Annotated in this window: 22 protein-coding genes; 7 read left to right on the top strand and 15 right to left on the bottom strand. The window is 65.0% G+C overall.

The window, feature by feature from the left end; genetic code table 11:
- The first annotated feature begins 56 nt into the window (after positions 1-56).
- Genes F466_RS0112075 through lpxB form a run of 3 tightly spaced genes read left to right on the top strand, consistent with a single transcriptional unit; the run spans position 57 to position 3,341 of the window.
- Entirely contained in the window at positions 57-1,070 is a 1,014-nt protein-coding gene (locus F466_RS0112075) for a Gfo/Idh/MocA family protein (protein ID WP_018139628.1), read from the top strand.
- A complete protein-coding gene (locus F466_RS0112080) occupies positions 1,067-2,164 on the top strand; it encodes a DegT/DnrJ/EryC1/StrS aminotransferase family protein (RefSeq protein ID WP_018173959.1) in 1,098 nt (365 codons plus the stop codon). Before F466_RS0112075 ends, F466_RS0112080 begins: the two co-directional genes overlap by 4 nt.
- 22 nt (positions 2,165-2,186) lie before the next feature.
- Complete coding sequence (lpxB, locus tag F466_RS0112085; protein WP_018994235.1) at positions 2,187-3,341, top strand: lipid-A-disaccharide synthase; 1,155 nt, start codon at positions 2,187-2,189, stop codon at positions 3,339-3,341.
- 26 nt (positions 3,342-3,367) lie between these two features.
- On the opposite strand, the gene lpxA is transcribed toward lpxB, so the two are convergent.
- From lpxA to rpsB, 13 genes are all read right to left on the bottom strand, one after another.
- A complete protein-coding gene (lpxA, locus tag F466_RS0112090; RefSeq protein ID WP_017926286.1) occupies positions 3,368-4,150 on the bottom strand; it encodes an acyl-ACP--UDP-N-acetylglucosamine O-acyltransferase in 783 nt (260 codons plus the stop codon).
- Positions 4,147-4,605: a 3-hydroxyacyl-ACP dehydratase FabZ gene (fabZ, locus tag F466_RS0112095; protein WP_018139625.1), complete on the bottom strand. Its 459-nt coding sequence runs from the start codon at positions 4,603-4,605 to the stop codon at positions 4,147-4,149. The genes lpxA and fabZ overlap by 4 nt, the downstream gene beginning before the upstream one ends.
- A gap of 66 nt (positions 4,606-4,671) precedes the next feature.
- Positions 4,672-5,673, bottom strand: a complete 1,002-nt coding sequence (lpxD, locus tag F466_RS0112100; protein WP_018139624.1) for a UDP-3-O-(3-hydroxymyristoyl)glucosamine N-acyltransferase — start codon at positions 5,671-5,673, stop codon at positions 4,672-4,674.
- 4 nt (positions 5,674-5,677) lie between these two features.
- Entirely contained in the window at positions 5,678-6,217 is a 540-nt protein-coding gene (locus F466_RS0112105; protein WP_018994236.1) for an OmpH family outer membrane protein, read from the bottom strand.
- Positions 6,218-6,234: 17 nt separating this feature from the next.
- On the bottom strand, positions 6,235-8,577 hold the full coding sequence (gene bamA, locus F466_RS0112110) for an outer membrane protein assembly factor BamA (protein ID WP_018994237.1): 2,343 nt from the start codon (positions 8,575-8,577) through the stop codon (positions 6,235-6,237).
- 33 nt (positions 8,578-8,610) lie between these two features.
- The gene (gene rseP, locus F466_RS0112115) at positions 8,611-9,972 is read right to left on the bottom strand and encodes an RIP metalloprotease RseP (RefSeq protein ID WP_018139621.1); all 1,362 of its coding nucleotides are present in this window, start codon (positions 9,970-9,972) and stop codon (positions 8,611-8,613) included.
- On the bottom strand, positions 9,969-11,174 hold the full coding sequence (gene ispC / locus F466_RS0112120; RefSeq protein WP_018994238.1) for a 1-deoxy-D-xylulose-5-phosphate reductoisomerase: 1,206 nt from the start codon (positions 11,172-11,174) through the stop codon (positions 9,969-9,971). Before ispC ends, rseP begins: the two co-directional genes overlap by 4 nt.
- A gap of 20 nt (positions 11,175-11,194) precedes the next feature.
- Positions 11,195-12,004: a phosphatidate cytidylyltransferase gene (locus F466_RS0112125; protein ID WP_018994239.1), complete on the bottom strand. Its 810-nt coding sequence runs from the start codon at positions 12,002-12,004 to the stop codon at positions 11,195-11,197.
- A gap of 10 nt (positions 12,005-12,014) precedes the next feature.
- On the bottom strand, positions 12,015-12,767 hold the full coding sequence (uppS, locus tag F466_RS0112130) for a polyprenyl diphosphate synthase (protein WP_018994240.1): 753 nt from the start codon (positions 12,765-12,767) through the stop codon (positions 12,015-12,017).
- Positions 12,768-12,781: 14 nt separating this feature from the next.
- Positions 12,782-13,339, bottom strand: a complete 558-nt coding sequence (gene frr / locus F466_RS0112135; RefSeq protein ID WP_012982883.1) for a ribosome recycling factor — start codon at positions 13,337-13,339, stop codon at positions 12,782-12,784.
- Entirely contained in the window at positions 13,332-14,069 is a 738-nt protein-coding gene (gene pyrH, locus F466_RS0112140; protein WP_018139617.1) for a UMP kinase, read from the bottom strand. The genes frr and pyrH overlap by 8 nt, the downstream gene beginning before the upstream one ends.
- A gap of 122 nt (positions 14,070-14,191) precedes the next feature.
- On the bottom strand, positions 14,192-15,061 hold the full coding sequence (tsf, locus tag F466_RS0112145) for a translation elongation factor Ts (RefSeq protein ID WP_018139616.1): 870 nt from the start codon (positions 15,059-15,061) through the stop codon (positions 14,192-14,194).
- Positions 15,062-15,174: 113 nt separating this feature from the next.
- Positions 15,175-15,957, bottom strand: coding sequence for a 30S ribosomal protein S2 (gene rpsB, locus F466_RS0112150; RefSeq protein ID WP_018139615.1), 783 nt, complete (start codon positions 15,955-15,957; stop codon positions 15,175-15,177).
- A gap of 292 nt (positions 15,958-16,249) precedes the next feature.
- On the opposite strand from rpsB, the gene map reads away from it, so the two are divergent.
- Together map and glnD are read left to right on the top strand one after the other, a co-directional pair.
- Positions 16,250-17,035, top strand: a complete 786-nt coding sequence (map, locus tag F466_RS0112155; protein ID WP_018139614.1) for a type I methionyl aminopeptidase — start codon at positions 16,250-16,252, stop codon at positions 17,033-17,035.
- 10 nt (positions 17,036-17,045) lie between these two features.
- The gene (gene glnD, locus F466_RS0112160; protein WP_018994241.1) at positions 17,046-19,727 is read left to right on the top strand and encodes a [protein-PII] uridylyltransferase; all 2,682 of its coding nucleotides are present in this window, start codon (positions 17,046-17,048) and stop codon (positions 19,725-19,727) included.
- Positions 19,728-19,791: 64 nt separating this feature from the next.
- Here the strand turns inward: glnD and F466_RS0112165 are convergent, their stop codons facing one another.
- Together F466_RS0112165 and F466_RS0112170 are read right to left on the bottom strand one after the other, a co-directional pair.
- Positions 19,792-20,553 carry an OmpA family protein gene (locus F466_RS0112165; protein WP_018994242.1) on the bottom strand — a complete coding sequence of 254 codons (762 nt, stop codon included), beginning with the start codon at positions 20,551-20,553 and terminating at the stop codon, positions 19,792-19,794.
- The gene (locus F466_RS0112170; RefSeq protein ID WP_019592670.1) at positions 20,550-21,653 is read right to left on the bottom strand and encodes a hypothetical protein; all 1,104 of its coding nucleotides are present in this window, start codon (positions 21,651-21,653) and stop codon (positions 20,550-20,552) included. The genes F466_RS0112165 and F466_RS0112170 overlap by 4 nt, the downstream gene beginning before the upstream one ends.
- 234 nt (positions 21,654-21,887) lie before the next feature.
- Here F466_RS0112170 and F466_RS0112175 point away from each other — a divergent pair, with 234 nt between their 5' ends.
- Positions 21,888-22,745 (top strand): phosphate/phosphite/phosphonate ABC transporter substrate-binding protein, encoded by an 858-nt coding sequence (locus F466_RS0112175; RefSeq protein WP_018994244.1) that lies wholly within the window; start codon positions 21,888-21,890, stop codon positions 22,743-22,745.
- 75 nt (positions 22,746-22,820) lie between these two features.
- Positions 22,821-23,213, top strand: coding sequence for a DoxX family protein (locus F466_RS0112180; protein ID WP_018173970.1), 393 nt, complete (start codon positions 22,821-22,823; stop codon positions 23,211-23,213).
- Positions 23,214-23,370: the final 157 nt, after the last annotated feature.

Raw genomic sequence — 23,370 nt, forward strand, 5'->3', positions numbered from 1 at the left:
CCGTTACAATAGCGCCGGAAATCCTAGCACACGCCCCACGAACCTCGAGCCCGCCCATGTCTCAGAATCCCCTGCGCTGCGCCGCGATCGGCGTCGGTCACCTTGGCAAATGGCATGCCGCAAAATACGCCGCCCTGCCCGAGACCGAACTGGTCGCCGTAGCCGATGCCGACGCCGCCACCGCCGAGCGTGTCGCCGCCGAACACGGCTGCGCCGCGGTCACCGATCACCGCGAACTGCTCGGCCAGGTCGATGCGGTCTCGATCGCCGCGCCGACCACCCTTCACTACGACATCGCGCGGGACTTTCTCGACGCCGGGTGCCATGTGCTGGTGGAAAAACCGATCACCGCGACGCTGGAGCAGGCCGAGGCCCTGAACCAGCTGGCCGAGGCCAAAGGGGTCGTGCTGCAGGTCGGGCACCTGGAACGCTTCAATGCCGCCCTGCGCCGACTGACCGACGATCCGCTGCATCCGCGATTTATCGAATCGCACCGTCTGGCGCCCTACAAGCCCCGCGCGACTGACGTCTCGGTCGTGCTGGATCTGATGATCCACGACATCGACATCATCCTGTCCCTGACGGACTCACCGCTAACCGAGGTCCGTGCCTCTGGCGCCCGTGTGCTCACGCAGGACATCGACATTGCCAACGCCCGCCTGGAGTTCGCCAACGGCTGTGTGGCGAACGTCACCTCCTCGCGCGTCAGCAACAAGTCCGAGCGGCGCATGCGCATCTTCCAGTCGCATGCCTATGCCTCGGTGGACTTTCAGAACCGCATCCTGTCGCTCAACCACATCGGCGCGCCCGATCCGGAGACCGGTGCCCCGGAGATCCACCGGGACGAGAGCGTCTTCGACGAGGCCGATGCCCTGCTCGCCGAGATCCGCGCCTTCGTGGCCGCCGTACGCGGCGAAGGCCCGGTCGTGGTCAGCGGCCGCGACGGCCAGCGCGCGCTGGCCACCGCCGAGCAAATCACGAAGCTCGTCTATCAGAACCTCAACGTGATGGGCCAGGCCGACGGCCCCCACAGCCACCTCGAAAACACTCGCACAGGAGTCAAGCCGTGATCCCGATGGTCGACCTGCAGCGCCAGTACCAGAGCCTGCGTCCCGAAATCGATGCCGCGCTGCAGGAGGTCCTGGCCGGGGCCCGCTACATCCTGGGCCCCAATGTCCAGGCGCTGGAAGACGAGCTGGCGCGCTATCTCGGAGTGGAGCATGCGATCACCTGCGCCTCGGGGACGGATGCGCTGCATCTGGCCCTGGCCGCCGCAGGCATCGGCCCGGGCGACGAGGTGATCACCACGCCATTCACCTTCATCGCCACCGCCGAGGCAATTCGCTATGTGGGGGCCGATCCGGTGTTCGTGGACATCGATCCCGATACCTTCAACATCGACCCGGAGCGGGTCGAAGCGGCGGTCACCGAACGCACCAAGGCAATCATTCCCGTGCACCTGTTCGGACAGCCGGCCGACCTGCCACGCCTGCAGGCCATCGCCGAACGCCACAAGCTCCTGATCGTCGAGGATTGCGCCCAGTCCTTTGGCGCCGCCATCGATGGCGCGCAGACCGGGTCCGCCAATGCCTTTGGCTGCTTCTCGTTCTTCCCCTCGAAGAACCTCGGGGCCTTCGGCGACGGCGGTCTGGTCACCACCAGCTGCCCGACCTCGGCCGAGGCCCTGAAGCGACTGCGCAACCACGGGTCCAGCGAGCGCTACTACCACGACGAGGTGGGCTACAACAGCCGCCTGGACGAGATGCAGGCGGCAATCCTGCGGGTGAAACTGCCGCACATCGACGCGTACAACGCCCAGCGCCGGCGCGTCGCCGCCAGCTACCGCAAGGGCTTGGAGGGCCTGCCAGTTCAGACCCCGCACGAAGACGGTATCGGTACGCATGTCTACCACCAGTACACGCTTCTGACCGATCACCGTGACGCGATCATGCAAGCCCTGAAAGAGGCCGAGATCGCGCACGCGATCTACTACCCGGTCCCGCTGCACCAGCAAAAAGCCTTCGCGGATCTGCCGAACCTGCCTGCGAGTCTTCCGGTCACCGAATCCGTCACCGCACGCTGCCTGTCCCTTCCGGTGTTCCCCGAGCTCGAGGACGGCCAGATCGAGATGATCTGCGACACCATCCGGCGCGCCCTCGCCTAAGCGCCGAGACAGACCCGGCCCCATGCGACGCCACGTGGTCATCTGCGCCGGAGAGAGCTCCGGCGATGCCCTGGGGGCCGGGCTGGTACGCGAACTCGCGATCCTGGAGCCCGAAGTCCGATACTCCGGCATGGGCGGCGCCCAGATGCGCGACGCGGGTGTCGAGACGCTGATCGATGTCGAGGAACTCGCGGTCGTCGGGCTCGTCGACGTCCTGGTGAACTACCCGCGCCTGCGCCGACTGTTCCGGCGCATGGGTACCCACCTGGAGCACAACCGTCCGGACCTGCTTGTCCTGGTCGACTACGTCGAATTCAATCTGCGCCTGGCGGCACATGCACGACGCCTGGGTATCCCGGTCCTGTTCTATGTCAGCCCCCAGTTGTGGGCCTGGCGATCCGGGCGAATCCGCCGGATTCAGCAGTGCGTCGATGCGATGGCGGTGCTGTTTCCGTTCGAGACCGAGATTTACGAGCGTGCCGGCGTCCCGGTGCGCTACGTCGGCAATCCACTGGTGGACCGGGTCCAGGAACCGACCGTACCGCTAGCGGAACGGATCGCCGTTGCCGAAGATGAACGCGTGGTCGGACTCTTGCCCGGCAGCCGCAGCGGAGAGCTCAAGCGCCACTGGCCGCTTCTGCTCGAAACCGCGCGACGGATGCACGCGGAGGATCCCTCGCTGCGCTTCGCGGTCGCGCTGGCCCCGGGTGTGGACTCGTCACGGCTGGACGCACTGGCGCCGCGCGACGGCCTGCCGACATCGTTTGTCTCCGGGGAAGAAGGCGCACACGCCCTAATGGCGGGCGCCGATCTGCTGCTGATTGCCTCGGGCACGGCCACGCTCGAGGCCGGCCTGCTCCAGGCGCCCATGCTGGTGTTCTACCGAATGGGGGGGCTTAGCCACGCGGTCTTTTCGCGACTGGTCCGCCTGGAGAATATCGCCCTGGTCAACATCGTCGCGGGGGAACGACTGGTCCCGGAATACCTTCAGCGCCAGGCGAACCCCGAACGCCTGGCGTCAGACGCGCTCGACCTGCTGCGGCACCCGGAACGGCTCGGCGCGATGCGGGAGTCCCTCGCCTCGATCCGTGAACGCCTGGGAGACGGCGGGGCCGACCGCCGTATCGCCGAGATGGCGCAGGAACTGCTCAGCCAGGGGCATCTGTCCCAAGGTTGAATCCGGCCTCGGGGATCAGCGTTTCCCTAGTGCGGCCGCCCGCCACGAAGTATGCCGCGCTGGCTGTTACGCACGAACCCGATCAGGTTGCGCACTTCCGGGACCTCGGTCTCGTCGAACATCGTCTCCAGATGGCGCTCGCGGCCGGCGCGACCACGCATGCCGAGGATAAAGACCCGATGCAGCGCCTGGATCGCCTCGTTGGAGAAGCCATTGCGCCGCAGCCCGACCTTGTTGATCCCGATCAGCCGCGCGTAGTTGCCACTGGCCAGGCAGTAGGGCGGCAGGTCACGGTTAAGCGCCGCGCCCATGCTGGTAAAGGCAAAGGTCCCCACCCGACAGAACTGGTGTACCAGGGTAAAGCCACCCAGGGTCACGTTGTCCTGAATCTCGACGTGACCCGCCAGCGAAGTCGCGTTGGAGAAGATGATCTTGTTGCCGATGGTGCAGTCGTGCGCGATATGCACGTAGGCCATAATCAGGTTGTCGTGACCGATCACGGTCTCCCCGAGCCCTTTCTCCGTTCCCCGGTGCAGCGTGACCGATTCGCGGATCACGTTGCGATCCCCAATCACCAGCCGCGTCGGCTCGCCCTTGTAGGTCGTGTCCTGGGGTTCCTCGCCGATCGAGGAAAATTGGAAGATGCGGTTCTCGCGACCGATCTCGGTCGGGCCGCGGATCACCACATGCGGACCCACGCGGGTACCGGCCCCGATTCGCACATTCGGACCGATCACGCTGAAAGGCCCGACCTCGACCGAGGAGTCCAGCTCCGCGCTCGGGTGTACGTCAGCCCGAGGGTCGATCACGAGGGGATTTCCTGCCCGGAACACATCAGCTGCGCCGTGGCACAGACGTCGTCGCCCACACGGGCGACCGCGTCAAAGCGCCAGATGCCGCGCATGGTGCGCTTGAGATCCACACGCAGGTGGAGCTGGTCGCCGGGTACCACCTGGCGGCGAAAACGTGCCTCGTCGATGCCGACAAACAGGTACAGCTGCTGCTTGTCCTGATTCTCGTTGCGCGCCTCTTCGGTTTTGAACGCCAGGAGACCCGTGGCCTGCGCCAGCGCCTCGAGGATCAGGACACCGGGCATCACCGGCTTGATCGGGAAATGACCCTGAAAATAGGGCTCGTTGATGCTGACGTTCTTGATCCCGGTCAGGTAGACGCCGGCCTCCCACTCCAGCACCCGGTCGACCATGAGAAACGGATATCGATGCGGCAGATAGCGCATGATCTCCTGGACATTGAAGTCATCCACGCGGCATTCCTTTTTTGCTGATTCTGATGAGCCGAGACCAACGGACGACTCCAACACAAGCGGGTTTCATGCATCCCGTGTCCGGGCGAGCCGACGCAGCCGTGCCAGCATGCGATTCCACAACCGGGCCTCCTGGTGAGGGACACCGGACGCATACTCCCCTGGTTGATCAATCGAGCGCGTGACGAGCGTCATCGCGTGCAGTGTCACCCGATCGGCTATCGCCAGGTGACCGAGAATCCCGACCCCGCCCCCAATGGCGCAATGCGCCCCGATGCGTGCGCTGCCCGCAATCCCCACACAACCCGCTATGGCCGTATGGTCGCCAATCTGAACGTTATGGGCAACATGGACGAGGTTGTCGATCTTGACCCCGTTGCCAATCCGCGTGGACTCCAGCGATCCGCGATCGATAGTGGAGTTGGCACCAATCTCCACATCATCGCCCACGCGCACATCCCCCAACTGCTCGATCTTCTCCCAGGTGGAATCCGGACCGCTTGCGAATCCAAACCCATCGGCACCCAGTACCGCGCCACTATGGATGATGGCACGTCTGCCGATTTGCACTCCGTTCAGCAGGCTGACCCGAGGATAGAGATAGCTCTCCTCCCCTACCTCAACTCGCGCGCCCAGAACGCTGTGTGCGCCAATCACCACACCGGCACCAATACGGCAACCGGCGCCAATCACCACGCCCGGTCCAACCTCCGCATCAGCGGCCAGGCGTGCGTCAGGATGCACTCGCGCGCTTGGGTCAACACCGGGAGTACCGCATCGGCGCCCGGCACCAAACCAGCGGGACGCCTGCCCATAGGCGCGGTAGGGATCATCGACGGCAATCCAGGCACGCGCTGTCGTGCTCACCGACTTGGCACCCACCCTGGGGACCAACACACAGCCCGCTTCGGTAGAGTCCAGGGCATCGCGATAGCGATCGGGATTCGTAACAAAGGACACATCCGCCGGCCCGGCCCGGGCAAGCGTCGCCAGCCCTCGCAACGGGATCTCGGCCGGCCCGGTGAGCTCGCCGCCCAGATGTACGGCGAGGTCTCCGGCGGTGATCACCCGCTCAGTCGTCGCGCTGCATTGCGGCAAGGATATCGTCCGTGATGTCGACCCGGTCGCTGGCGTAGAGCACGTTGCGTTCGGTCAGGATGACGTCGATCTCGCGTTCGCGCGCCAGTTCCACAATCGCATCGTTGATCCGCCGCTGCAGTCGGGACAGCTCTTCGTTACGGCGAACGTTCAGGTCCTCGCTAAAGCTCTCCTGGGCGCGCCGGAACTCACGCGACCGCTGGGAAAACTCCCGCTCCAGATCGGCCCGCTCGGAGGGATTCATCATGTCGCCGTCGCGCTCCAGCCGGTCACGCATGCGCTGGAGTTCTTCGCGTTCGGCCACCAGCTCGGCGTCACGCGGGGAGAACTCACGCTCCAGCTCGCGCATGGCCTGCTCGGCCTGCGGCGAGTCCTCCAGGATGCGGTTCATCGTCACGAATGCCACGTTCTGAGCCCCGGCCTGGGCCGGGAGGGCCAGCCAGCCCGCCAACAACAGCACGGCGGACAGCACCAGGGAGACGCCGCCCTTCATGGTCCCACTGCGCTGACTCATGTTCTTGCTCCTCGCGCTCAGAAGGACGCCCCCAGCAGGAACTGGAAGCGCTGAATATCGTCTTCCGGCTGGTCGTTCAGCGGCTCGGCCACGCTAAAGCTCAGCGGCCCCACCGGCGAGAACCAGGTTATCGCGAAGCCAGCGGACGCCCGCAACTCGCCGACGTCCCAGTCGCCCGGATCGTTGAACACATTACCGGCATCGACAAAGGTGCTCATCCGCACCGCGTCGTTATCGGCGGCGAACGGCAGCGGGTAGAACAACTCCCCTGAGATCGTGGTACGGAAGCGGCCGCCATACGGGTCGTCATTGGAGTCGCGCGTCGCAGGCACATTCTCGTCCCGGAATTCGCGCAGCTCGCGCTGATCCCCGAGGCGGTTGTCCTCGTAACCACGCACCGAACGAATACCACCGGCAAACAGCCGTTCATAGAACGGCAGCTCGGAGCCGCCATAGCCATCCGCGTAGGCAATTCCACCCGAGATACTGAAGGAATAACGATCCGACAGGCGGAAGATCTCCTCGCCCGAATAGGTCAGCTTGTAGAACTCCCGATCACTGCCGGGCACGGCCAGTTCCAGACCAATGCGGTGGCGTCGCCCCTGGGTGGCGAAGGTCGTGCGATCGCGCGTGTCGTGGATATAACTCGTCTCGATCTTGTAGAAATTTGCCGAACTACCGAACTCGTCGACCTCGTCAAAGATCTCGTCCGGGCTGCCCCGCCGGCCGTCACGATCGATCGTGTCAATGTCGATATGTTCGAAACCGGGCACGATCCGGATGCGGTCGAACTCCGACAGCGGGATCCCGTAGCTCACGTCAAACCCATAGCGGTTCGAGGAGTAGCGCGAGATATTCGCCCGCTCGGCGTCGATCTTGCGGTAGAAGACAGAGAACCCACGGCTGGCCCCGGCGGGGGTGTAGTGCGGGTTGGTCACGCTCATGCGGAAGATCTGGTTCACCCGACTGGTACTGACCTCCGCATTAAAGCGGTTACCCGTACCCAGGAAGTTGTCCTGCTGCAACCCCGCGGTCAGCAGCACGCCCTGGTTCTGCGAGAAGCCCGCCCCGAGCGTCAACGCCCCGGATTGCTGCTCGGTCACCGTGATGTTCAGGTCCACCTCGTCGTCAGTACCGGGGACTCGCTGCGTCTCCACGTTCACGCTCTGCACGAATGGCAGACGCTGCAGCCGCACGCGGGAGCGCTCGATCAGGGCCCCGTTGTACCAGGAGCTCTCCATCTGCCGCAGCTCGCGGCGATAGACGCGCTCCTCCGTATTCTCGTTACCAGTGATCTGGATGCGCCGAACGTATACACGCGGGCCTGGGTCGATAAAGAAGGTGATATCGACCTCGCGGCTGTCCTCATCGACATCCGGCACGGGATTCACGTTGGCGAATGCATAGCCGTCCTGCATCAGGCGATTGGTGATCCGCTCGGCGGATTGCGTCACCTGGCTGCGCGAGAAGGGTTCGCCCACATCAATCTCGACCAGCTCTTCCAACTCGTCCCGCGACACCACGAAATCACCCGCCAGGTCGAATCCGGTGACGGTATAGCGCTCACCCTCATCCACGTTGATCGTGATGAACAGATCGCGGCGGTCCGGCGTCAGGGTCACCTGGGTGGAATCGATATCGAACTCGAGAAAGCCCTCGTCCAGGTAGTGCGAACGCAACTGCTCAAGGTCGCCCGACAGCTTCTCGCGGGAATAGTGGTCCCGCCGACTGAAGAAGGCCCACCAGCGGGGTACGCCCGAATCAAACCGGCGGGTCAGTTCGCGGTCGGTGAAGGTCTCGTTGCCCACCACATTGACCTGCTGGATACGCGCCACAGGGCCTTCGGCGATATCGATCTCGATATCCACGCGGTTGCGCGGCAGGTCGATAATCTCGACATCCACCTCGACGTTGTAGCGGCCGCGAGCGAAGTACTGCTGTCGCAGTTCGCTCTCGATCCGGTCGAGCATCGTGCGGTTGAACACGCGACCGCTGCGCAGGCCGGCCGCTTGAAGGGCCTCGCGCAGGCCATCGTCCGGGATGTCACGATTCCCGGAAAAATTGATCTCGTTGATCGCCGGACGCTCGGAGACAATCACCACCAGCACATTCCCGCGCCGGGCAATCTCCACGTCGTCGAAAAACCCCGTCTGGAACATCTCGCGGATGATGTCCGGGCTCTGGCTTTCGTCGAAGGTGTCGCCCACTTCGACTGGCAGATAGCTGAGCGCCGTACCCGCGGTAATCCGTTCCAGCCCCTCGATCTCGATATCTTCGATCTGGTAGGTCTGTCCCCAGGCCGTACCTGCCAGACCCAGGAGACCGACCAGGGCTATTGCTCTCAAGCTGTTTCGCGACATGCTTTCCGCCAATTCAGAAGGGCTGTTTCGGGGTTACCCGAACAGACGTGTCAAATCGTTGTAGAGGGCCAGCAACATCAACCCGGCGATCGCGAGGATGCCGAACTGCTGCCCGATGATCTGGGCGCGCTCGGACACCGGACTCCCTTTAACCGCCTCCACCGCGTAATACAGCAGGTGGCCACCATCCAGCAGCGGGATCGGCAACAGATTGATGATCCCCAGCGACACACTCACCAGCGCCAGGAACCCGAGGAAGGCCGAGATCCCGATCACCGCTGTGGTGCCCGCAAACTCGGCTATGGTAACCGGTCCGCTGATGTTTTTGACCGAGGCCTCGCCGGTGACCATGCGCCAGAGGATGCCGACCGTCAGTATCGAGACATCCCAGGTACGGGCCGCCCCGGAAACCAGCGCCTCCACGGGGCCCTGGCGCACCAGTACCGCCATCTCGCGCGCCGCGGGCTGGTCCGGATCCACCCCGGCACCGATGCGCCCGATGGTCTCGCCATTGGTGGCGATTGCCTCCGGCGTAACCCTCAGCTCGACCGTTTGGTCACCACGTTCCACCTGCACGACCTGTTCACGCTCCGGGCTCGCCTGAATGCGGCGGACCCAGTCGTTCCAGTCGTCGATCGCATCACCGTCCACGGCAAGAACACGGTCGCCAGGCTCAAGCCCGGCCGCCGCCGCGGGACTGCCCGACTCGACCTGGCCGATGCGCGGCACCAGTGCCGGGCGATAAGGCGCGAGCCCCACCTGCTCCAGGAATTGCCCCTGGCCCAGGATCGCCTGACGATCGCGCAGATCCAGCGTGCGCTCCACCTCGCGGCCATCGCGGTCGCGCACGAGAACCGGCACCGTATCACCCCGTACGGCATGGTCAAGGAGCCGAAGGTTCGTTTGCTCCCAGTCCCGTACGGCCCGCCCGTCCACCGCAAGAATCTCTTCGCCACGCTCCAGGCCCGCGACCGCCGCCGGGCTGTCCGCGGTGATGTCGCCCACCACCGGTCGCACCCCGCCCACGCCAATCATGAACATCGCACCATAAGCGACGATCGCGAACAGGAAATTCGCGAGCGGGCCGGCGGACACGATGAACGTGCGCGCCTTCAGACCCTTGTTGTTGAAGGCCCGATCCAGTTCTTCAGGCGCGACATCACCCTCGCGCTCGTCGAGCATCTTCACGTACCCGCCAAGCGGCAGAGCCGCCACGACGAATTCCGTCCGATCCCGCCCGATCCGGCGGCTCAGCAACGGCCGCCCAAACCCGACCGAGAACCGCAGAACCTTGACTCCCATCGCGCGCGCCGCGAGGTAGTGCCCGTACTCGTGCACCGTCACCAGCACACCGATGGCCACGGCAAACGCCAGCAGACTGGTCAACAGCGTCATGACACCGCCCGGCGTTGCAGACGCCCGATCTCGCTACCGGCATGAGCGCGTGCCTCGGCATCCGCCGCCAGCACACGCTCCAGGGAATCGGCGGCCTGCTTCGGCAGAGCGTCCAGCGTCCGCTCGATAACCACCGCGATGTCGCTGAAGGCCAGGCCACCCGAGAGGAACGCCTCCACCGCGACCTCGTTCGCCGCGTTCAGCACGGCGGTAGCGGTACCGCCCTGGTCCAGGGCCCGATAGGCCAGCCCCAACGCCGGGAACCGTTCGGCCTCCGGCTCGCGAAACTCCAGCGGCCCCACACCCAGTAGATCCAGTGGCGCCACTCCGGACGCCACCCGGTCGGGCCAAGCCAGCGCATGCGCGATCGGCGTTCGCATATCGGGATTGCCCATCTGGGCAAGCACCGAGCCGTCGTTGTACGCCACCATCGAGTGCACGATGCTTTGCGGGTGCAGAACGACCTGGATGGCCGAGGGCTTCACCGCGAACAGCCAGCAGGCCTCGATCACTTCCAGGCCCTTGTTCATCATCGTCGCGGAATCGACCGAGATTTTGCGCCCCATATCCCAGTTCGGGTGGGCACAGGCCTCGTCCGGCGAGATGTCGCCAAAGGTATCGAGAGGCCGGTCGCGGAACGGGCCACCCGAGGCGGTCAGCCAGATGCGCTCGACGCCATGCGGCGCCACCTCGTCCGCGCAGACGTACCCCGTCGGCAGACACTGGAAAATGGCGTTGTGTTCGCTGTCGATCGGCAACAGGCAGGCCCCGGAACGACGCACGGCATCAATCAATAGCGCCCCGGACATGACCAGTGCCTCCTTGTTGGCCAGGAGCACACGCTTGCCGGCCTCGGCCGCCGCCAGAGTCGGCAGGAGCCCGGCCGCGCCAACAATGGCGGCCATCACGGCATCCACCTCCGGCGCCTCCGCCACCTCGGCCAGCGCTTGCGGCCCCGCTCGCACCTCCGTGGGACAACCGGCCGCCTCCAGCTCGCGCTGAAGCGCGTGCGCGGCCGCATCCTCCGCAACAACGGCCACGCGCGGTCGCGCCTGCAGACATTGCGCCTTCAGACGCTCGACATTGCGATGCGCGGTCAGCGCATAGACGTGAAAGCGATCCGGCTGGCGCGACACCACATCCAGCGTGCTGACGCCGATACTGCCGGTGGAACCGAGAATGGTGATCCGCGTGGGGCTCATAACGTGTTACCTGCGAATTCTCATGCCCCGGGGACGGGCAACAAGGCCAGCCAGAGCAAGCCGGCCAGAAAGATCGGGGCCGCCGCGATCAGGCTGTCGATGCGATCCAGAATACCCCCGTGACCGGGTAGCAAGGAACCGCTGTCCTTGGCTCCCGCCTGGCGCTTGAGGATGCTCTCGAACAGATCGCCCACCACCGACACCAGCGCAATCAGGATCGACAGCAGCACGAACACCAGCGCATCCATGGGCGCCAGCCCCCAGACACCGGCCACCACTACGGCCAGAGCGAACACCGCGCCCAGACCGCCGAGCAGCCCTTCGCGGGTCTTCCCCGGACTGATATGCGGAGCCAGTGCGGTACGCCCGAAGGCCTTTCCGGCGAAATAGGCACCGGTATCGGCAAAGCCCACCAGAACGATCAGGTACACCACGAGCCAGGGCGCCAGCGCATGCAGCCAGACGACGGCCATCCCCGCGGGCACCAGCGTCAACACCGCCGCGACGGTGAGCAGCTTGGGGCGCGGACCACGCCCATCGATCCCCGAGCGGTAAAACGGTAGCGCCAGCACAATCAGCAGCCACCAGACAACCGCAAACAGGAGAACCAATAAATGCATGGGCTGCGCCAGCGTCAGCCCCAGGGCCACCAGTGGCACCAGCACCAGCACGACCAGCACCGCACGTTCCCAGGCGACGTGCAGTCCGGTCAGCTCGCCCCACTCCCAGGTGGCCAGCCCAATTCCCAATGCCATCAACGCCAGCACCGCCCAGTTGGGCCCGAACGCGATCAGTGCCAGCGCGGGCAGCCCGATTACCGCGGCGGTCATTACACGGGTTCTAAGCACCGGGGACCTCGGTCGCTGAATAGGCCCCGGCCGACACTCGCCCAAAACGCCGCTGGCGTTGGGCATACCAGGCCAGGCTGCGCTCGAAATCCTTCTCGCCGACATCCGGCCAGTAGGTCTCGATGAACAGTATTTCGGCGTAGGCCGCCTGCCACAGCAGGAAGTTGCTGATGCGTTGTTCGCCACCGGTGCGGATCAGCAGGTCCACGTCGGCCAGACCGGTCGTACTCAACTCGGCCGCAAAGGCGGACTCGGCATCACCATCGGCCTCCGCCCCCCCCTTGGCCACCCACTTCCTGGCCGCCTGCAGGATGTCCCAGCGGCCGCCATACCCCAGCGCAACCACCAGGCACATCCCCTCATTGCCGGCCGTGGCCTCTTCGGCCTCGCACATGCGGGTTTGTAGCGTTGGGGGAAAAGTGGCGCGATCGCCGATGAATCTCAGGCGAATGCCGCGCTCGACCAGCTCGGGGAGCTCTCCCTCGATGGCCGTGACGAAGAGTTCAAAGAGCGCCTCGACCTCGGAACGGGGGCGCCCCCAGTTCTCACTGCTGAAGGCAAATACCGTGAGGGACTGAATGCCGTGTTCGGCGTAGAAACGCACAGCCCGGCGAGTCGCCTCCAGACCCTCGCGGTGGCCTTCGGAGCGCTCCAAGCCACGGGCCTGGGCCCAGCGCCCGTTGCCATCCATGATGATGGCAACGTGGCCGGGCAGCGCGGGGTCGGTGGCGGAGGAAACCGGCATACAGGGGTGGCCGGTCAGACTTCCATCAACTCGGCTTCCTTGTCCTCGAGCAATGCATCGATCTTGGCGATGTGGTCGTCGGTGAGCTTTTGCACCTGTTCCTGTGCCTTGCGCTCTTCGTCTTCCGAGACCTCCTTGTCCTTCACCGCCTGCTTGAAGGTATTGTTGGCGTCGCGCCGGATATTGCGCACTGCAACACGCGCATTTTCGGCCTCCGCCCTAACCACCTTGACCAGGTCGCGGCGGCGTTCTTCCGTCAGCGCCGGCAGCGGCACCCGGATCACGGTGCCCATGCTCGCCGGGTTCAGCCCCAGATCCGAGGTCATGATCGCCTTCTCTACCTTCGCGACCATGTCCTTTTCGTACGGCACCACGGCCAGGGTGCGCGAGTCCTCGGCGTTGATGTTCGCGACCTGATTGATCGGCACTTCCATGCCGTAGTAGTCGACATGCACATGCTCGAGCAGACTGGGGTGCGCGCGACCCGTGCGAATCTTGGCCAGCTCGTTGCGCAGGGCCTCGATGCTCTTGTCCATGCGCTGGCGCGCGTCCTTGATCGTGGCGTCAGTCATCTCGGGATCCCTCGACCAGGGTTCCCACCGGCTCGCCCATCACCAGCCGGCGGAGGTCCCCTTTTGCAAACATGTTCATCACGCGGATTGGCAGGCCGTTGTCACGACACATCACCAGCGCGGTCGTATCCATTACACCCAGACGGCGTTCCAGCGCCTCGTCGAACGTCAGCCGTTCATAACGGCGGGCATCCTTGCTCTTCATCGGGTCCGAATCATAGACCCCGTCCACCTTTGTGGCCTTGATCATCAACTCGGCATTGATCTCGATGGCGCGCAGCGAGGCGGCGGAGTCGGTGGTAAAGAATGGGTTGCCGGTTCCCGCGGCGAACACCACGATCCGGCCCTTTTCCAGATGCCGCACAGCGCGGCGGCGAATGTAGTCTTCGCAGACCTGATTGATGCGGATGGCCGACATCACGCGGGAGAAGCGGCCTGCGCGTTCGATCGCATCCTGAATGGCCAGGGCATTGATGACCGTTGCCAGCATGCCCATGTGGTCGCCCGTAACCCGGTCCATGCCACCCTGGGCGAGACCGGCGCCACGAAAGATGTTGCCCCCTCCGATCACGATGCCGACCTCGACACCCATGCTCGAAAGCTCCGACACCTCTTCGGCGACCTGCGCCAGGACATCCGGGTCCACCCCATAGGATTGCTGGCCCATCAGGGCCTCCCCACTCAACTTCAGAAGGATGCGCCTGTACGCGGGCTGCCTGTCCTGACTCATTGGGCTCCTTTATCGGGCTCGGGTCCTGCACCTGTCATCAATGGCCGTGAATGCCGGCCGGCGAGCGATGCGGGCGCGTCCTGCGCCCGCATCGGGAGTCTACGCCAAAGCGATTCGGCGAATCAGGCCCCGCGGGCCTGGGCCATCACTTCTTCGGCGAAGTTCTCTTTTTTCTTCTCGATCCCTTCACCCACCTCGTAGCGCAGGAAACCCGTGACCGAGGCGCCCTTCGCTTCCAGCAGCTGGGCAACGGTCTGATCCGGGTCCTTCACAAACGGCTGACCCACCAGGGTGATCTCGGCGAGGTACTTGCGAATGCGGCCTTCGATCATCTTCTCGATGATGTTCTCCGGCTTGCCGGACTCCTCGGCCTGCGCCTTGAAGATCGCGCGCTCCTTGTCGAGCAGCTCCTGCGGCACGCCGGACTCGTCCACGCATACCGGCTTCGAAGCCGCGATATGCATGGCAACGTCCTTCGCGAGGGCCTCGTCGCCCCCCTTCAGGCTGACCACCACGCCAATACGCGTGCCGTGCTGGTAGAAACCCAGCGCGTCTTCGGCCTGCAGGCGATCGAAGCGGCGGACCTGCACGTTCTCGCCAACCTTCGCGATCAGCTGGGTGCGTTGCTCCTCGAGGGTCTGGCCATCGACGGTCTCGGCCATCAGGCCTTCCACGTCGCCCGCGCCGGAGCTCAGGGCAATCTGGGCGCACTGCGCGGAAAAGGCACGGAAGTTGTCGTCGTTACCAACAAAGTCAGTCTCGCAGTTGATCTCGACCAGCACGGCCTTGTTGCCCTCGCTGACGATCTCGACGCGACCTTCGGCCGCCACACGACCGGCCTTCTTGTCGGCCTTGGCCATGCCGGACTTGCGCATGGCCTCCACGGCGGCTTCCAGGTCGCCCCCGGTCTCGGTCAGTGCCTTCTTGCACTCCATCATGCCGGCGCCAGTGCGCTCGCGCAGTTCTTTCACTTGGGCAGCAGTAATCTGCATCGGGAAGTACTCCTGAAAATTTCGTCAATCGAGCCGGCCACGCAACAAACCGGGGCCGGCTCTTTGGTTCAAGTGGCCCGGGCGCGGTATCGCGCACCGGGCCCGATGCCGACTCAGGCCGGGTTGGCCGGGGCCGCCTCGCTGGATTCGGCACTGCCACCAGCAGCGGCGTCTGCACCCGCGAACTCGTCCTCGGACACGCCGCCCGTGGTCACCGCGCCCTTGGCCTCGATGATCGTGTCGGCGATCGCAGCCACGTAGAGCTGGATCGCACGCATCGCGTCATCGTTGCCCGGGATCACGTAGTCCACGCCTTCCGGCGAGTGGTTGGAATCGACCACCGCGACGACCGGAATACCGCGCTTCTTGGCCTCGGCCACCGCGATCTTCTCGTAGCCGACATCGATCACGAACATCGCGTCGGGCATGCGGTTCATGTCCTTGATGCCACCCAGACTGCGCTCGAGCTTGTCCTTCTCGCGGCGGCGGGTCAGCGCTTCGCGCTTGTTCAGCACCTCGAAGCTGCCATCGGCGTCCATGGTCTCCAGATCCTTCAGGCGCTTGATCGACTGCTTGACCGTGCTGAAGTTGGTCAGCATGCCGCCCAGCCAGCGATGGGACACGAACGGCATGCCGCAACGGCGCGCCTCTTCACCCACCACTTCACGCGCCGAGCGCTTGGTGCCCACGAACATGATCTTGCCGCCGTCCGCGGCAATCTTGCCGAGGAAGTTCAACGCGTCGTTGAACATCGGCAGGGACTTTTCGAGGTTGATGATATGAATCTTGTTGCGTTCCCCGAAGATGTACGGGGCCATTTTGGGATGCCAGTAACGCGTCTGGTGGCCGAAATGCACACCGGCTTCCAGCATCTGTCGCATAGTCACGAGGGACATGAGGTTTCTCCTGTAACGGGTTGAGCCTCCACGCATCCCGATCTGAAACCCGAGCACGAGACCGTAGCCTCCTGGCGGGCACCCGACAGACCGTGTCGATGCGTGTGTGGATTTAAGTTCGCGAGACCGCCGGCTGTTGGCCGCCTCCCGGCCCCGCCGAATTGCCAGCGAGGCGCGCGCTTTATAGCATAGGACGCTGACTTGAACCAACTATCCGGGCCCTGATTGGCGCCGTGTCGCGGGCTCCCGAAACCCGTCGCGCGAGCCCTCACAGGTCTCGACCGGAGCCCCCATGTCCGTAACCATCAAGACCCCCGAAGAGATCGAACACATGCGCGTCGCCGGCCGCCTGGCCGCCGAGGTCCTGGAGATGATCGAGCCGCATGTGCAGGCCGGGGTCACCACCGGCGAGCTGGACCGCATCTGCCACGACTACATCGTGAAGACCCAGGACGCGATCCCCGCGCCGCTCAACTACCGCGGCTTCCCCAAGTCGATCTGCACCTCGGTCAACCATCAGGTGTGTCACGGCATCCCGGGCGATCGCAAGCTGAAGAACGGCGACATCCTCAATATCGACATCACCGTGATCAAGAACGGCTTTCACGGCGACACCAGCCGCATGTTCGTGATCGGCAAGCCCAGCATCCAGGCCCAGCGCGTGATCGACGTCGCGCGCACCAGCATGTATCTCGGCATCCAGCAGGTACGCCCCGGCGCGACCCTCGGCGACATCGGGCACGCGATTCAGCAGTACGCCGAGGGTCAGCGCTGCTCGGTGGTGCGCGAATTCTGCGGCCACGGCATCGGGCGGGGCTTCCACGAAGACCCGCAGGTGCTCCACTACGGCAAGCCGGGTACCGGCCTCAAGCTCGAGGAAGGCATGTGCTTCACCATCGAGCCGATGATCAATGCCGGGCGCCGGCATACCCGGATCCTCGCCGACGGCTGGACCGCCGTCACCAAGGACCACAGTCCGTCCGCACAGTGGGAGCACACCCTGCTGGTCACGGCCGACGGCTACGAGATCCTGACCCTGCGCAAGGACGAGACACCGCCCCAGGAACTCGCGGCCTGAGGAGGTGCCCATGAGCACCCTGCCCGCCGGCGGCACGCCCAGCGAGGCCGACGCGCCCGCGTTCTCGCCCGACTGGGGCGAGGACTACCAGCGTCTGAGCCGCAATCCCGGGAATATCGCCCTGTTCCGCGACCGTCGGCATGCGATCCTCGAACAGCAATACCAGGGCTTTCGCGACGGCATGCCGATCGAGGACCTGATCCTCGGTCACGCCCGGCGCATCGACGAAATGCTCAAGCTGATCTGGGCCCAGCAGGGCCTGGCCGACGACGACCGCCTGTGCCTGGTCGCGGTGGGCGGCTACGGGCGCGGCGAGCTGCACCCGGCCTCCGACATCGACCTCCAGATCGTGATCGATGGCACGGCGGACCGAGAGGTGTTCGACCGGATCAGCGCGTTCGTTACCTTCCTCTGGGATATCGGGATCGAGGTCGGGCACAGCGTGCGCAGCATCGAGGACTGCACCCGCGAGGCCCGCGACGACATCACGGTCGCGACGAACCTGATCGAGTCGCGCTATTTAAGTGGCAATTTAAGTCTTTTCAACGATTTTCGATCCGCGATCGACTCCGATCGCATCTGGGACTCGCGTAGCTTCTACGCGGCCAAGCTCGCGGAACAACAGGCCCGGCACCGCCGCTTCGGCGAGACCGGGTACCGCCTGGAACCCAACGTGAAGGAAGGCCCCGGCGGGCTGCGCGACATCCAGATGATCGGCTGGGTGACCAAGCGCCACTACGGCGCGGAACGTATCGAGGAGCTGGTCTCGCTGGGCTTCCTTCGCGAGGGCGAGCTTCACGAGATGCTGGAGGGCCAGAGCTTTCTCTGGCGCGTGCGCTTCGCCCTGCACATGCTCGCCGGGCGCCGCGAGGATCGGTTGCTGTTCGACCTCCAGCGCCAGCTGGCCAACACATTTGGCTTCGTGGACCAGAACCACAATCGCGCGGTCGAGCAGTTCATGCAGCGCTATTTCCGCACGATCAGCGATCTGGAGCGGCTCAACGAACTCCTGCTGCAGCACTTCAACGAGGCCATCCTCGACGACCCGGAGGCCCTGCAGGATCCAGTGCGCATCCATCAGCGCTTCCAGGTTCGCGGCGGTTATCTGGAAGTGGCACACGACCAGGTCTTCATGATCTACCCGCCGGCCCTGCTGGAGGTCTTTCGCCTGTTGCAGGAGCACCCGGAGATCCAGGGCATCCGCGCCTCGACCATCCGCCTGATCCGCGCCCACCGCCATCTGATCGACGGCCACTTCCGCCGCAACCCCGTCTGCCGCACCCTGTTCATGGATATCCTGCGCGCGCCCCGCGGCATTACCAGCCAGCTGCGCCGCATGAACCGCTACGGCGTGCTGGGCAACTACCTGCCGGCCTTCGGACGCATCATCGGGCGCATGCAGTACGACCTGTTCCATGCCTACACGGTCGACGAGCACACCCTCAACGTCGTGCGCAACGCGCGCCGGCTGGCCCTGCCCGAATTCGCCCACGAACAGCCGCTCGCTCACCGCATCTACACCGAGCTGGAACGCCCGGAACGGCTCGTACTGGGGGCCCTGTTCCATGACATCGCCAAGGGTCGCGGCGGCGACCACTCGGAGCTGGGCGCCCACGATGCCCTGCACTTCTGCCAGCAGCACGGCCTGTCGGACGAGGACGCCGGCCTGGTGGCCTGGCTGGTGCGCTCCCACCTGCTGATGTCGCTGACCGCCCAGCGCAAGGACATCTCCGATCCCGATGTCGTGCTGGCCTTCACCCGCGAGGTGCGCACCCGCGAACGCCTCGACTTCCTGTACCTGCTGACCATCGCCGATATCCGCGGCACCAACCCAGAGCTATGGAACAGCTGGAAGGACTCGCTGCTGCAGACGCTCTATCACGCCACGCGCAACCTCCTCGAACGCGGGCTCGACGCGGCCCCGAATATGGACACACAGATCCGCGAGACTCGCGGCGAGGCCCTGCAGTTGCTCCAGGGGCGCGGCTTTGGGGCCCACGACGCCGAGGCCCTGTGGGACGAACTCGAAGACGAGTACTTCCTGCGCCACTCCGCCGACGAGGTCGCCTGGCACGGACAGGCCCTGCTGCCACTGAAGGCTGACGAACTGCCGCTGATTCTCGTGAGGCCCAAGACCTCGCGTGGCAGCACCGAGATCTTCGTCTATGCGGAAGACCACCCCTACCTGTTCGCCCGCATCACCAGCGCGTTGACCCAGCTGGGTCTCGACATCGTCGATGCCCGCATCATCACCACCGCGGGGGGACGTACGCTGGACACCTTCATGGTGCTGGAGAGCGGCGGCGGCCAGACTGTGGATGCCGGCTACCGCAGCGACGAGATTCGCCAGTACCTTGCCAACGAACTCACCCGCACCGATGGCGAAAAGTCCCCGGTAAGCCGCCAGTTACCACGCCGCCTGAAGCACTTCGATGTCGATACGCGAATCGAATTCGAACCCGCCTCCGGTGGGCAGGCGACACGCATGCGGCTGCGCGCGCTCGACCGCCCCGGACTCCTGTCGACCATCGGCCACATCCTGGCTGAGCACGCCATCGACGTACGCACGGCCCGAATCGCCACAGCCGGCGAGCAGGTGGAAGACAGCTTTCTGCTGGAATGCAACGCCGGCGGCCCCCTCACGGAAGACCAGCAGGACCGCCTGCGCGATGCCCTGTTGGAACGCATCTAAGGAAGCGCCGAACAATCAGCGTTTCCCTAACGGCCACCGGCGTCAAAAGTCCGCAGTGCATCGATCAGGGTGAACGCGCCTCCAGCGGTTCCGGTGACGGGCGGGCCTCGGCGTTGCCCAGCAGCCGCGCCTCGAAGTCCGTCAGTACGCTGAACTCCACTCGCCGCGAGGCCTCGCGGTCCTCTTGCCCATCGGCATCCAGCACCCGCCGCGACGAGGACAAGCCGACCGCAGCCACGCGCGAGCGGAACCAGTCGTCCTCCTGCAGGGGCTCAAGCCGGTAGGCATGCTCCAGCACTGCTCGGGTGCGGCGCTGGCTCAGGTCCATGTTGCCAAAATAGGCATCGATCGCATCGTCGCTTCCGGCCCACTCGCTGGAGGTATGCCCCTCGATACGCACCTCGCGTATCACGTCCGCAAACGGGCGCAGCTGCTCGGCGTAACGCGGCATGAAATCGTCCAGGATCGCCTCGAAGCGCGGGCGGATGCTCGCGGAACTCCGCTCGAACAGGACCTCCGGCTCGCGAAAGCGCAGCGTCAGGGTGTCGCGGTCGAGTTCCGCATTCCAGCGGGGCAGATCCTCGCGAAACTCCTCCTCCAGCACCGAGTAGATTGCCGCCCGCAACGCGGCGGCCTCGTTACGCACCTCGACATGCGCCACGCTCGAGCGTTCGACCTGGACCATATGCAAGAGCGCCAGGAACAGGAAGATCATCATCAACGCGGCCATGAGGTCCGCCACTGCCAGCCAGTGCGACCCCTGATCCGCCTCGTGCGCTGCGCCGCCGGTGCGTGCACGGCGTCGCAGCAACCAGCGCAGGATCACGACCGCGCTCCCACGGTATCCGCCGGCGTCGCAACCCCCACTGCGAACGCGTCACCCCGCCAGCGCGACTCGGCCGCGCGCCCGGACTGCACGGCGTTCTCGATGCTCTCCAGCATCGCCTCGAGCCGCGCATCCATGGCCGGGAAGGCCTCGGTGGCTCGATCACGCAGCGCGGCGATCGCACTTAGCAGGGCTTCCAGCTCCACCGTCTCCCGGCGCAGACTGGCCAGCGTCGCATCCTGCTCCTCGACATGCCGCGTAATCTTCAGCGCCTGCCCGGTCAGACGCTCCAGGGCACCCTCGCTCTGCTCGACGCCCTCGCGTGCCTGATCGAACGCCCGGTGCAGGGTATCCATCTGCTCGCGATAGCGATCCTGCCAGTCCACCAGCCGCGCCACCGAGTCATCCAGCCGACGAAAGTTCTCGCCAAACTGTTCGCCCAGGCGATCATTGAAGTCGCGAATGACCTGTTCCAGCGCGGCCACTAGATGCCCGCTGCTGAGCTCGCTCATACGATCCGCCAGCCCCTCCAGGCTCTGCTTCAGTTCGTGGTGCTGGGTCTCGAGACGCTGGTCCAGGCGACGGTCCATCTGCTGCACCGCCTGCAGCAGGGCTCGCGTCGCATCACGCTGCTCGGCCAGCACGCGCTCGGGATCACCGCTGACCTGGGGATCGCCCCCGTCATCCGTTGCCATCACCGGCGCCGGCATCATCACCTGCAGTACGCGCAATACCGACGCCAGCAGGATGCCGACGATGCTGGTCACGAACGCGAGCTTCAGCCCCTCCAGCAACGCCGGAATGCTCGCCTCTACCCGCGCCGCATCGAAGTCGATCAGGCCGATCGCCACCCCGAGGAACGTACCCAGAACCCCGAGCGTGGTCAGCAGCGCCGGCGCGGCACCCTGAAACGCGTTCGCCCGGCGAAGCGTCAGCGCCATCAGGGCCACCAGAAAGAGCGCGAACAGCAACAGCGAAAAGGCCCCGATAACGGTGAGCGGGGTCAGCCCCTGCAAAGTGGCGAGCAACGCCTCGGCTACCCGGTCGAAAATGGTCATCTTGATTCCTCCGGCCGCGCCCGTCGACGCGGTCATCTGCATGCGAGACCGCTTCATGCAAATTCGACGCCAGCCCCCTCGCAACCCGCCCGATGAGACGCGCCCGGGCGGATTCAACGGATTCCCGACAGCAGCACGAACGAACGTCCGGCTGCGGCGCCGATTTATTGACGCATGGACACACCGAGTGCGGTTGACTATAGACACCTGTAAGCCCTGCCGCCGGGATCCCACCCGATGGACCAAGCCAGTGCCGGAGCGCCCCCTCCAGCCGCCATGAGTCGCCGGCCCCGCCGATGGGGGCCGGGACTGATACTGGCTCTCGCCCTACTCACCGGGCATGCGCTCGCGGACGACACCTGGGAGCTTGGGCTGCAGCCATTCGCGAGCCCTCACGACCTCTTTCAGCGATACGCACCACTACGCGACTGGTTCGCGGAGGTACGGCAAGCGCCCGTTCGTCTGGAGGCCTCACGGGACTTCCTGCATTTTCTCGAACGCCTGCAGACTGAGCGCTACGACGTGGCGATTGTCGCCCCGCATGTCGTGCCCGCGCTTGGAGAGAGCAGCCCGTACCGACCGCTCGTACGCTCACGCGACGAACTGGCCATGATCATCGTGGTGCCCATGGACACCTCCCCCCGGCAACTGGCGGACCTGGAGGACACGACGCTGGCAACCCCCGCCCGTCACAGTCTGGGCACCCGGCTGGCTCGAGAGCGAGTCGGCGCGGTGTTCGACAGCGAAGATCCACCCGTCCGATTCCTCGAGTTCCCGCACCACAATGCCGCCGTGTCGGCCATGCAGCGGGGGCTTGCCGAAGCCGCCGTGCTCGTGATCGATGCCCGCGCCCTCGACCCTCCTCGCCCGCTCCGGGACGAACCCCGCACCATCGCTCTTGCCGATGGCAGCCTGGCCCGCATCCTGGCCCAGTCGGACCCCTTCCCCGGCATGACCATCGTGTTGCACGAACGCGTGCAGAGGGATGTTCTAGAATTGGAGACGCTGTTCCTGCAGCTCTCCGACACCACTCAGGGGCAACAACGGCTCAGAACCTTTGGCCACCCCCGTGGCTTTGAACCGGCGAGCCCCGAGGACTATCAGGCCTTCAAGAGTCTTATGGACGACCTATGAATGTGATCGCTCGACAGGTTGGCCACACCGATCAACTACACCCTCCCCTTGACCAGGGAACCAGGAGAAAACGATATGGATAACATGCTGGACGACACCGGGAAGCTGATCCTGCGACTGGCGCTGGGCGTCATGATCCTGCTGCACGGGATCGACAAGATCTCCGGAGGCGTGGGACATATCGAGGGGATGCTGGCCGGGGCCGGGCTACCCGGCGTGCTGGCCTATGGCGCGTATATCGGGGAGGTCCTAGCACCCGTCCTGTTGATCATTGGCCTGTATGCAAGGATTGGCGCCGTACTCATCGCGGTCAACATGCTGTTCGCCATTGGCCTGGCGCATGCCGACGAGGTCGTCCAGCTGACCCAGCACGGCGGCTGGGCCATCGAACTGCAGGCCATGTTCCTGTTCTCGGCGATCGCTCTCGCCCTTACCGGCCCGGGTCGCCTCGCGATCAACCGCTATTAGAGTCGCCAAGGCTCGTGCCGACCTTGCGGCACGAGCCCACTGCGGTGCGGCGATTGAGGCGCTCGACCTAAAGCGTGTCCGCCGTCTCGCATTGAAGAAACCAACCCCCCGTTAAGGTAGAGTAGCAAGACTTTTTTACGATGATCCCGCTCGGCGC

The sequence above is a fragment of the Thioalkalivibrio sp. ALgr1 genome (genome assembly GCF_000378285.1).
In the GTDB taxonomy this organism is placed as follows: Bacteria; Pseudomonadota; Gammaproteobacteria; order Ectothiorhodospirales; family Ectothiorhodospiraceae; genus Thioalkalivibrio.

What these genes read in the sequence shown, in the direction of transcription:
- lpxB (WP_018994235.1), top strand. Translation starts at nt 2,187, where the DNA reads ATGCGACGCCACGTGGTCATCTGCGCCGGAGAGAGCTCCGGCGATGCC.
- F466_RS0112180 (WP_018173970.1), top strand. Translation starts at nt 22,821, where the DNA reads ATGGATAACATGCTGGACGACACCGGGAAGCTGATCCTGCGACTGGCG.
- uppS (WP_018994240.1), bottom strand. Translation starts at nt 12,767, where the DNA reads ATGCCGGTTTCCTCCGCCACCGACCCCGCGCTGCCCGGCCACGTTGCC.
- map (WP_018139614.1), top strand. Translation starts at nt 16,250, where the DNA reads ATGTCCGTAACCATCAAGACCCCCGAAGAGATCGAACACATGCGCGTC.
- F466_RS0112125 (WP_018994239.1), bottom strand. Translation starts at nt 12,004, where the DNA reads ATGACCGCCGCGGTAATCGGGCTGCCCGCGCTGGCACTGATCGCGTTC.
- pyrH (WP_018139617.1), bottom strand. Translation starts at nt 14,069, where the DNA reads ATGAGTCAGGACAGGCAGCCCGCGTACAGGCGCATCCTTCTGAAGTTG.
- F466_RS0112075 (WP_018139628.1), top strand. Translation starts at nt 57, where the DNA reads ATGTCTCAGAATCCCCTGCGCTGCGCCGCGATCGGCGTCGGTCACCTT.
- F466_RS0112175 (WP_018994244.1), top strand. Translation starts at nt 21,888, where the DNA reads ATGAGTCGCCGGCCCCGCCGATGGGGGCCGGGACTGATACTGGCTCTC.
- rpsB (WP_018139615.1), bottom strand. Translation starts at nt 15,957, where the DNA reads ATGTCCCTCGTGACTATGCGACAGATGCTGGAAGCCGGTGTGCATTTC.
- tsf (WP_018139616.1), bottom strand. Translation starts at nt 15,061, where the DNA reads ATGCAGATTACTGCTGCCCAAGTGAAAGAACTGCGCGAGCGCACTGGC.
- ispC (WP_018994238.1), bottom strand. Translation starts at nt 11,174, where the DNA reads ATGAGCCCCACGCGGATCACCATTCTCGGTTCCACCGGCAGTATCGGC.
- bamA (WP_018994237.1), bottom strand. Translation starts at nt 8,577, where the DNA reads ATGTCGCGAAACAGCTTGAGAGCAATAGCCCTGGTCGGTCTCCTGGGT.
- rseP (WP_018139621.1), bottom strand. Translation starts at nt 9,972, where the DNA reads ATGACGCTGTTGACCAGTCTGCTGGCGTTTGCCGTGGCCATCGGTGTG.
- F466_RS0112170 (WP_019592670.1), bottom strand. Translation starts at nt 21,653, where the DNA reads ATGCAGATGACCGCGTCGACGGGCGCGGCCGGAGGAATCAAGATGACC.
- frr (WP_012982883.1), bottom strand. Translation starts at nt 13,339, where the DNA reads ATGACTGACGCCACGATCAAGGACGCGCGCCAGCGCATGGACAAGAGC.
- glnD (WP_018994241.1), top strand. Translation starts at nt 17,046, where the DNA reads ATGAGCACCCTGCCCGCCGGCGGCACGCCCAGCGAGGCCGACGCGCCC.
- F466_RS0112105 (WP_018994236.1), bottom strand. Translation starts at nt 6,217, where the DNA reads ATGAGTCAGCGCAGTGGGACCATGAAGGGCGGCGTCTCCCTGGTGCTG.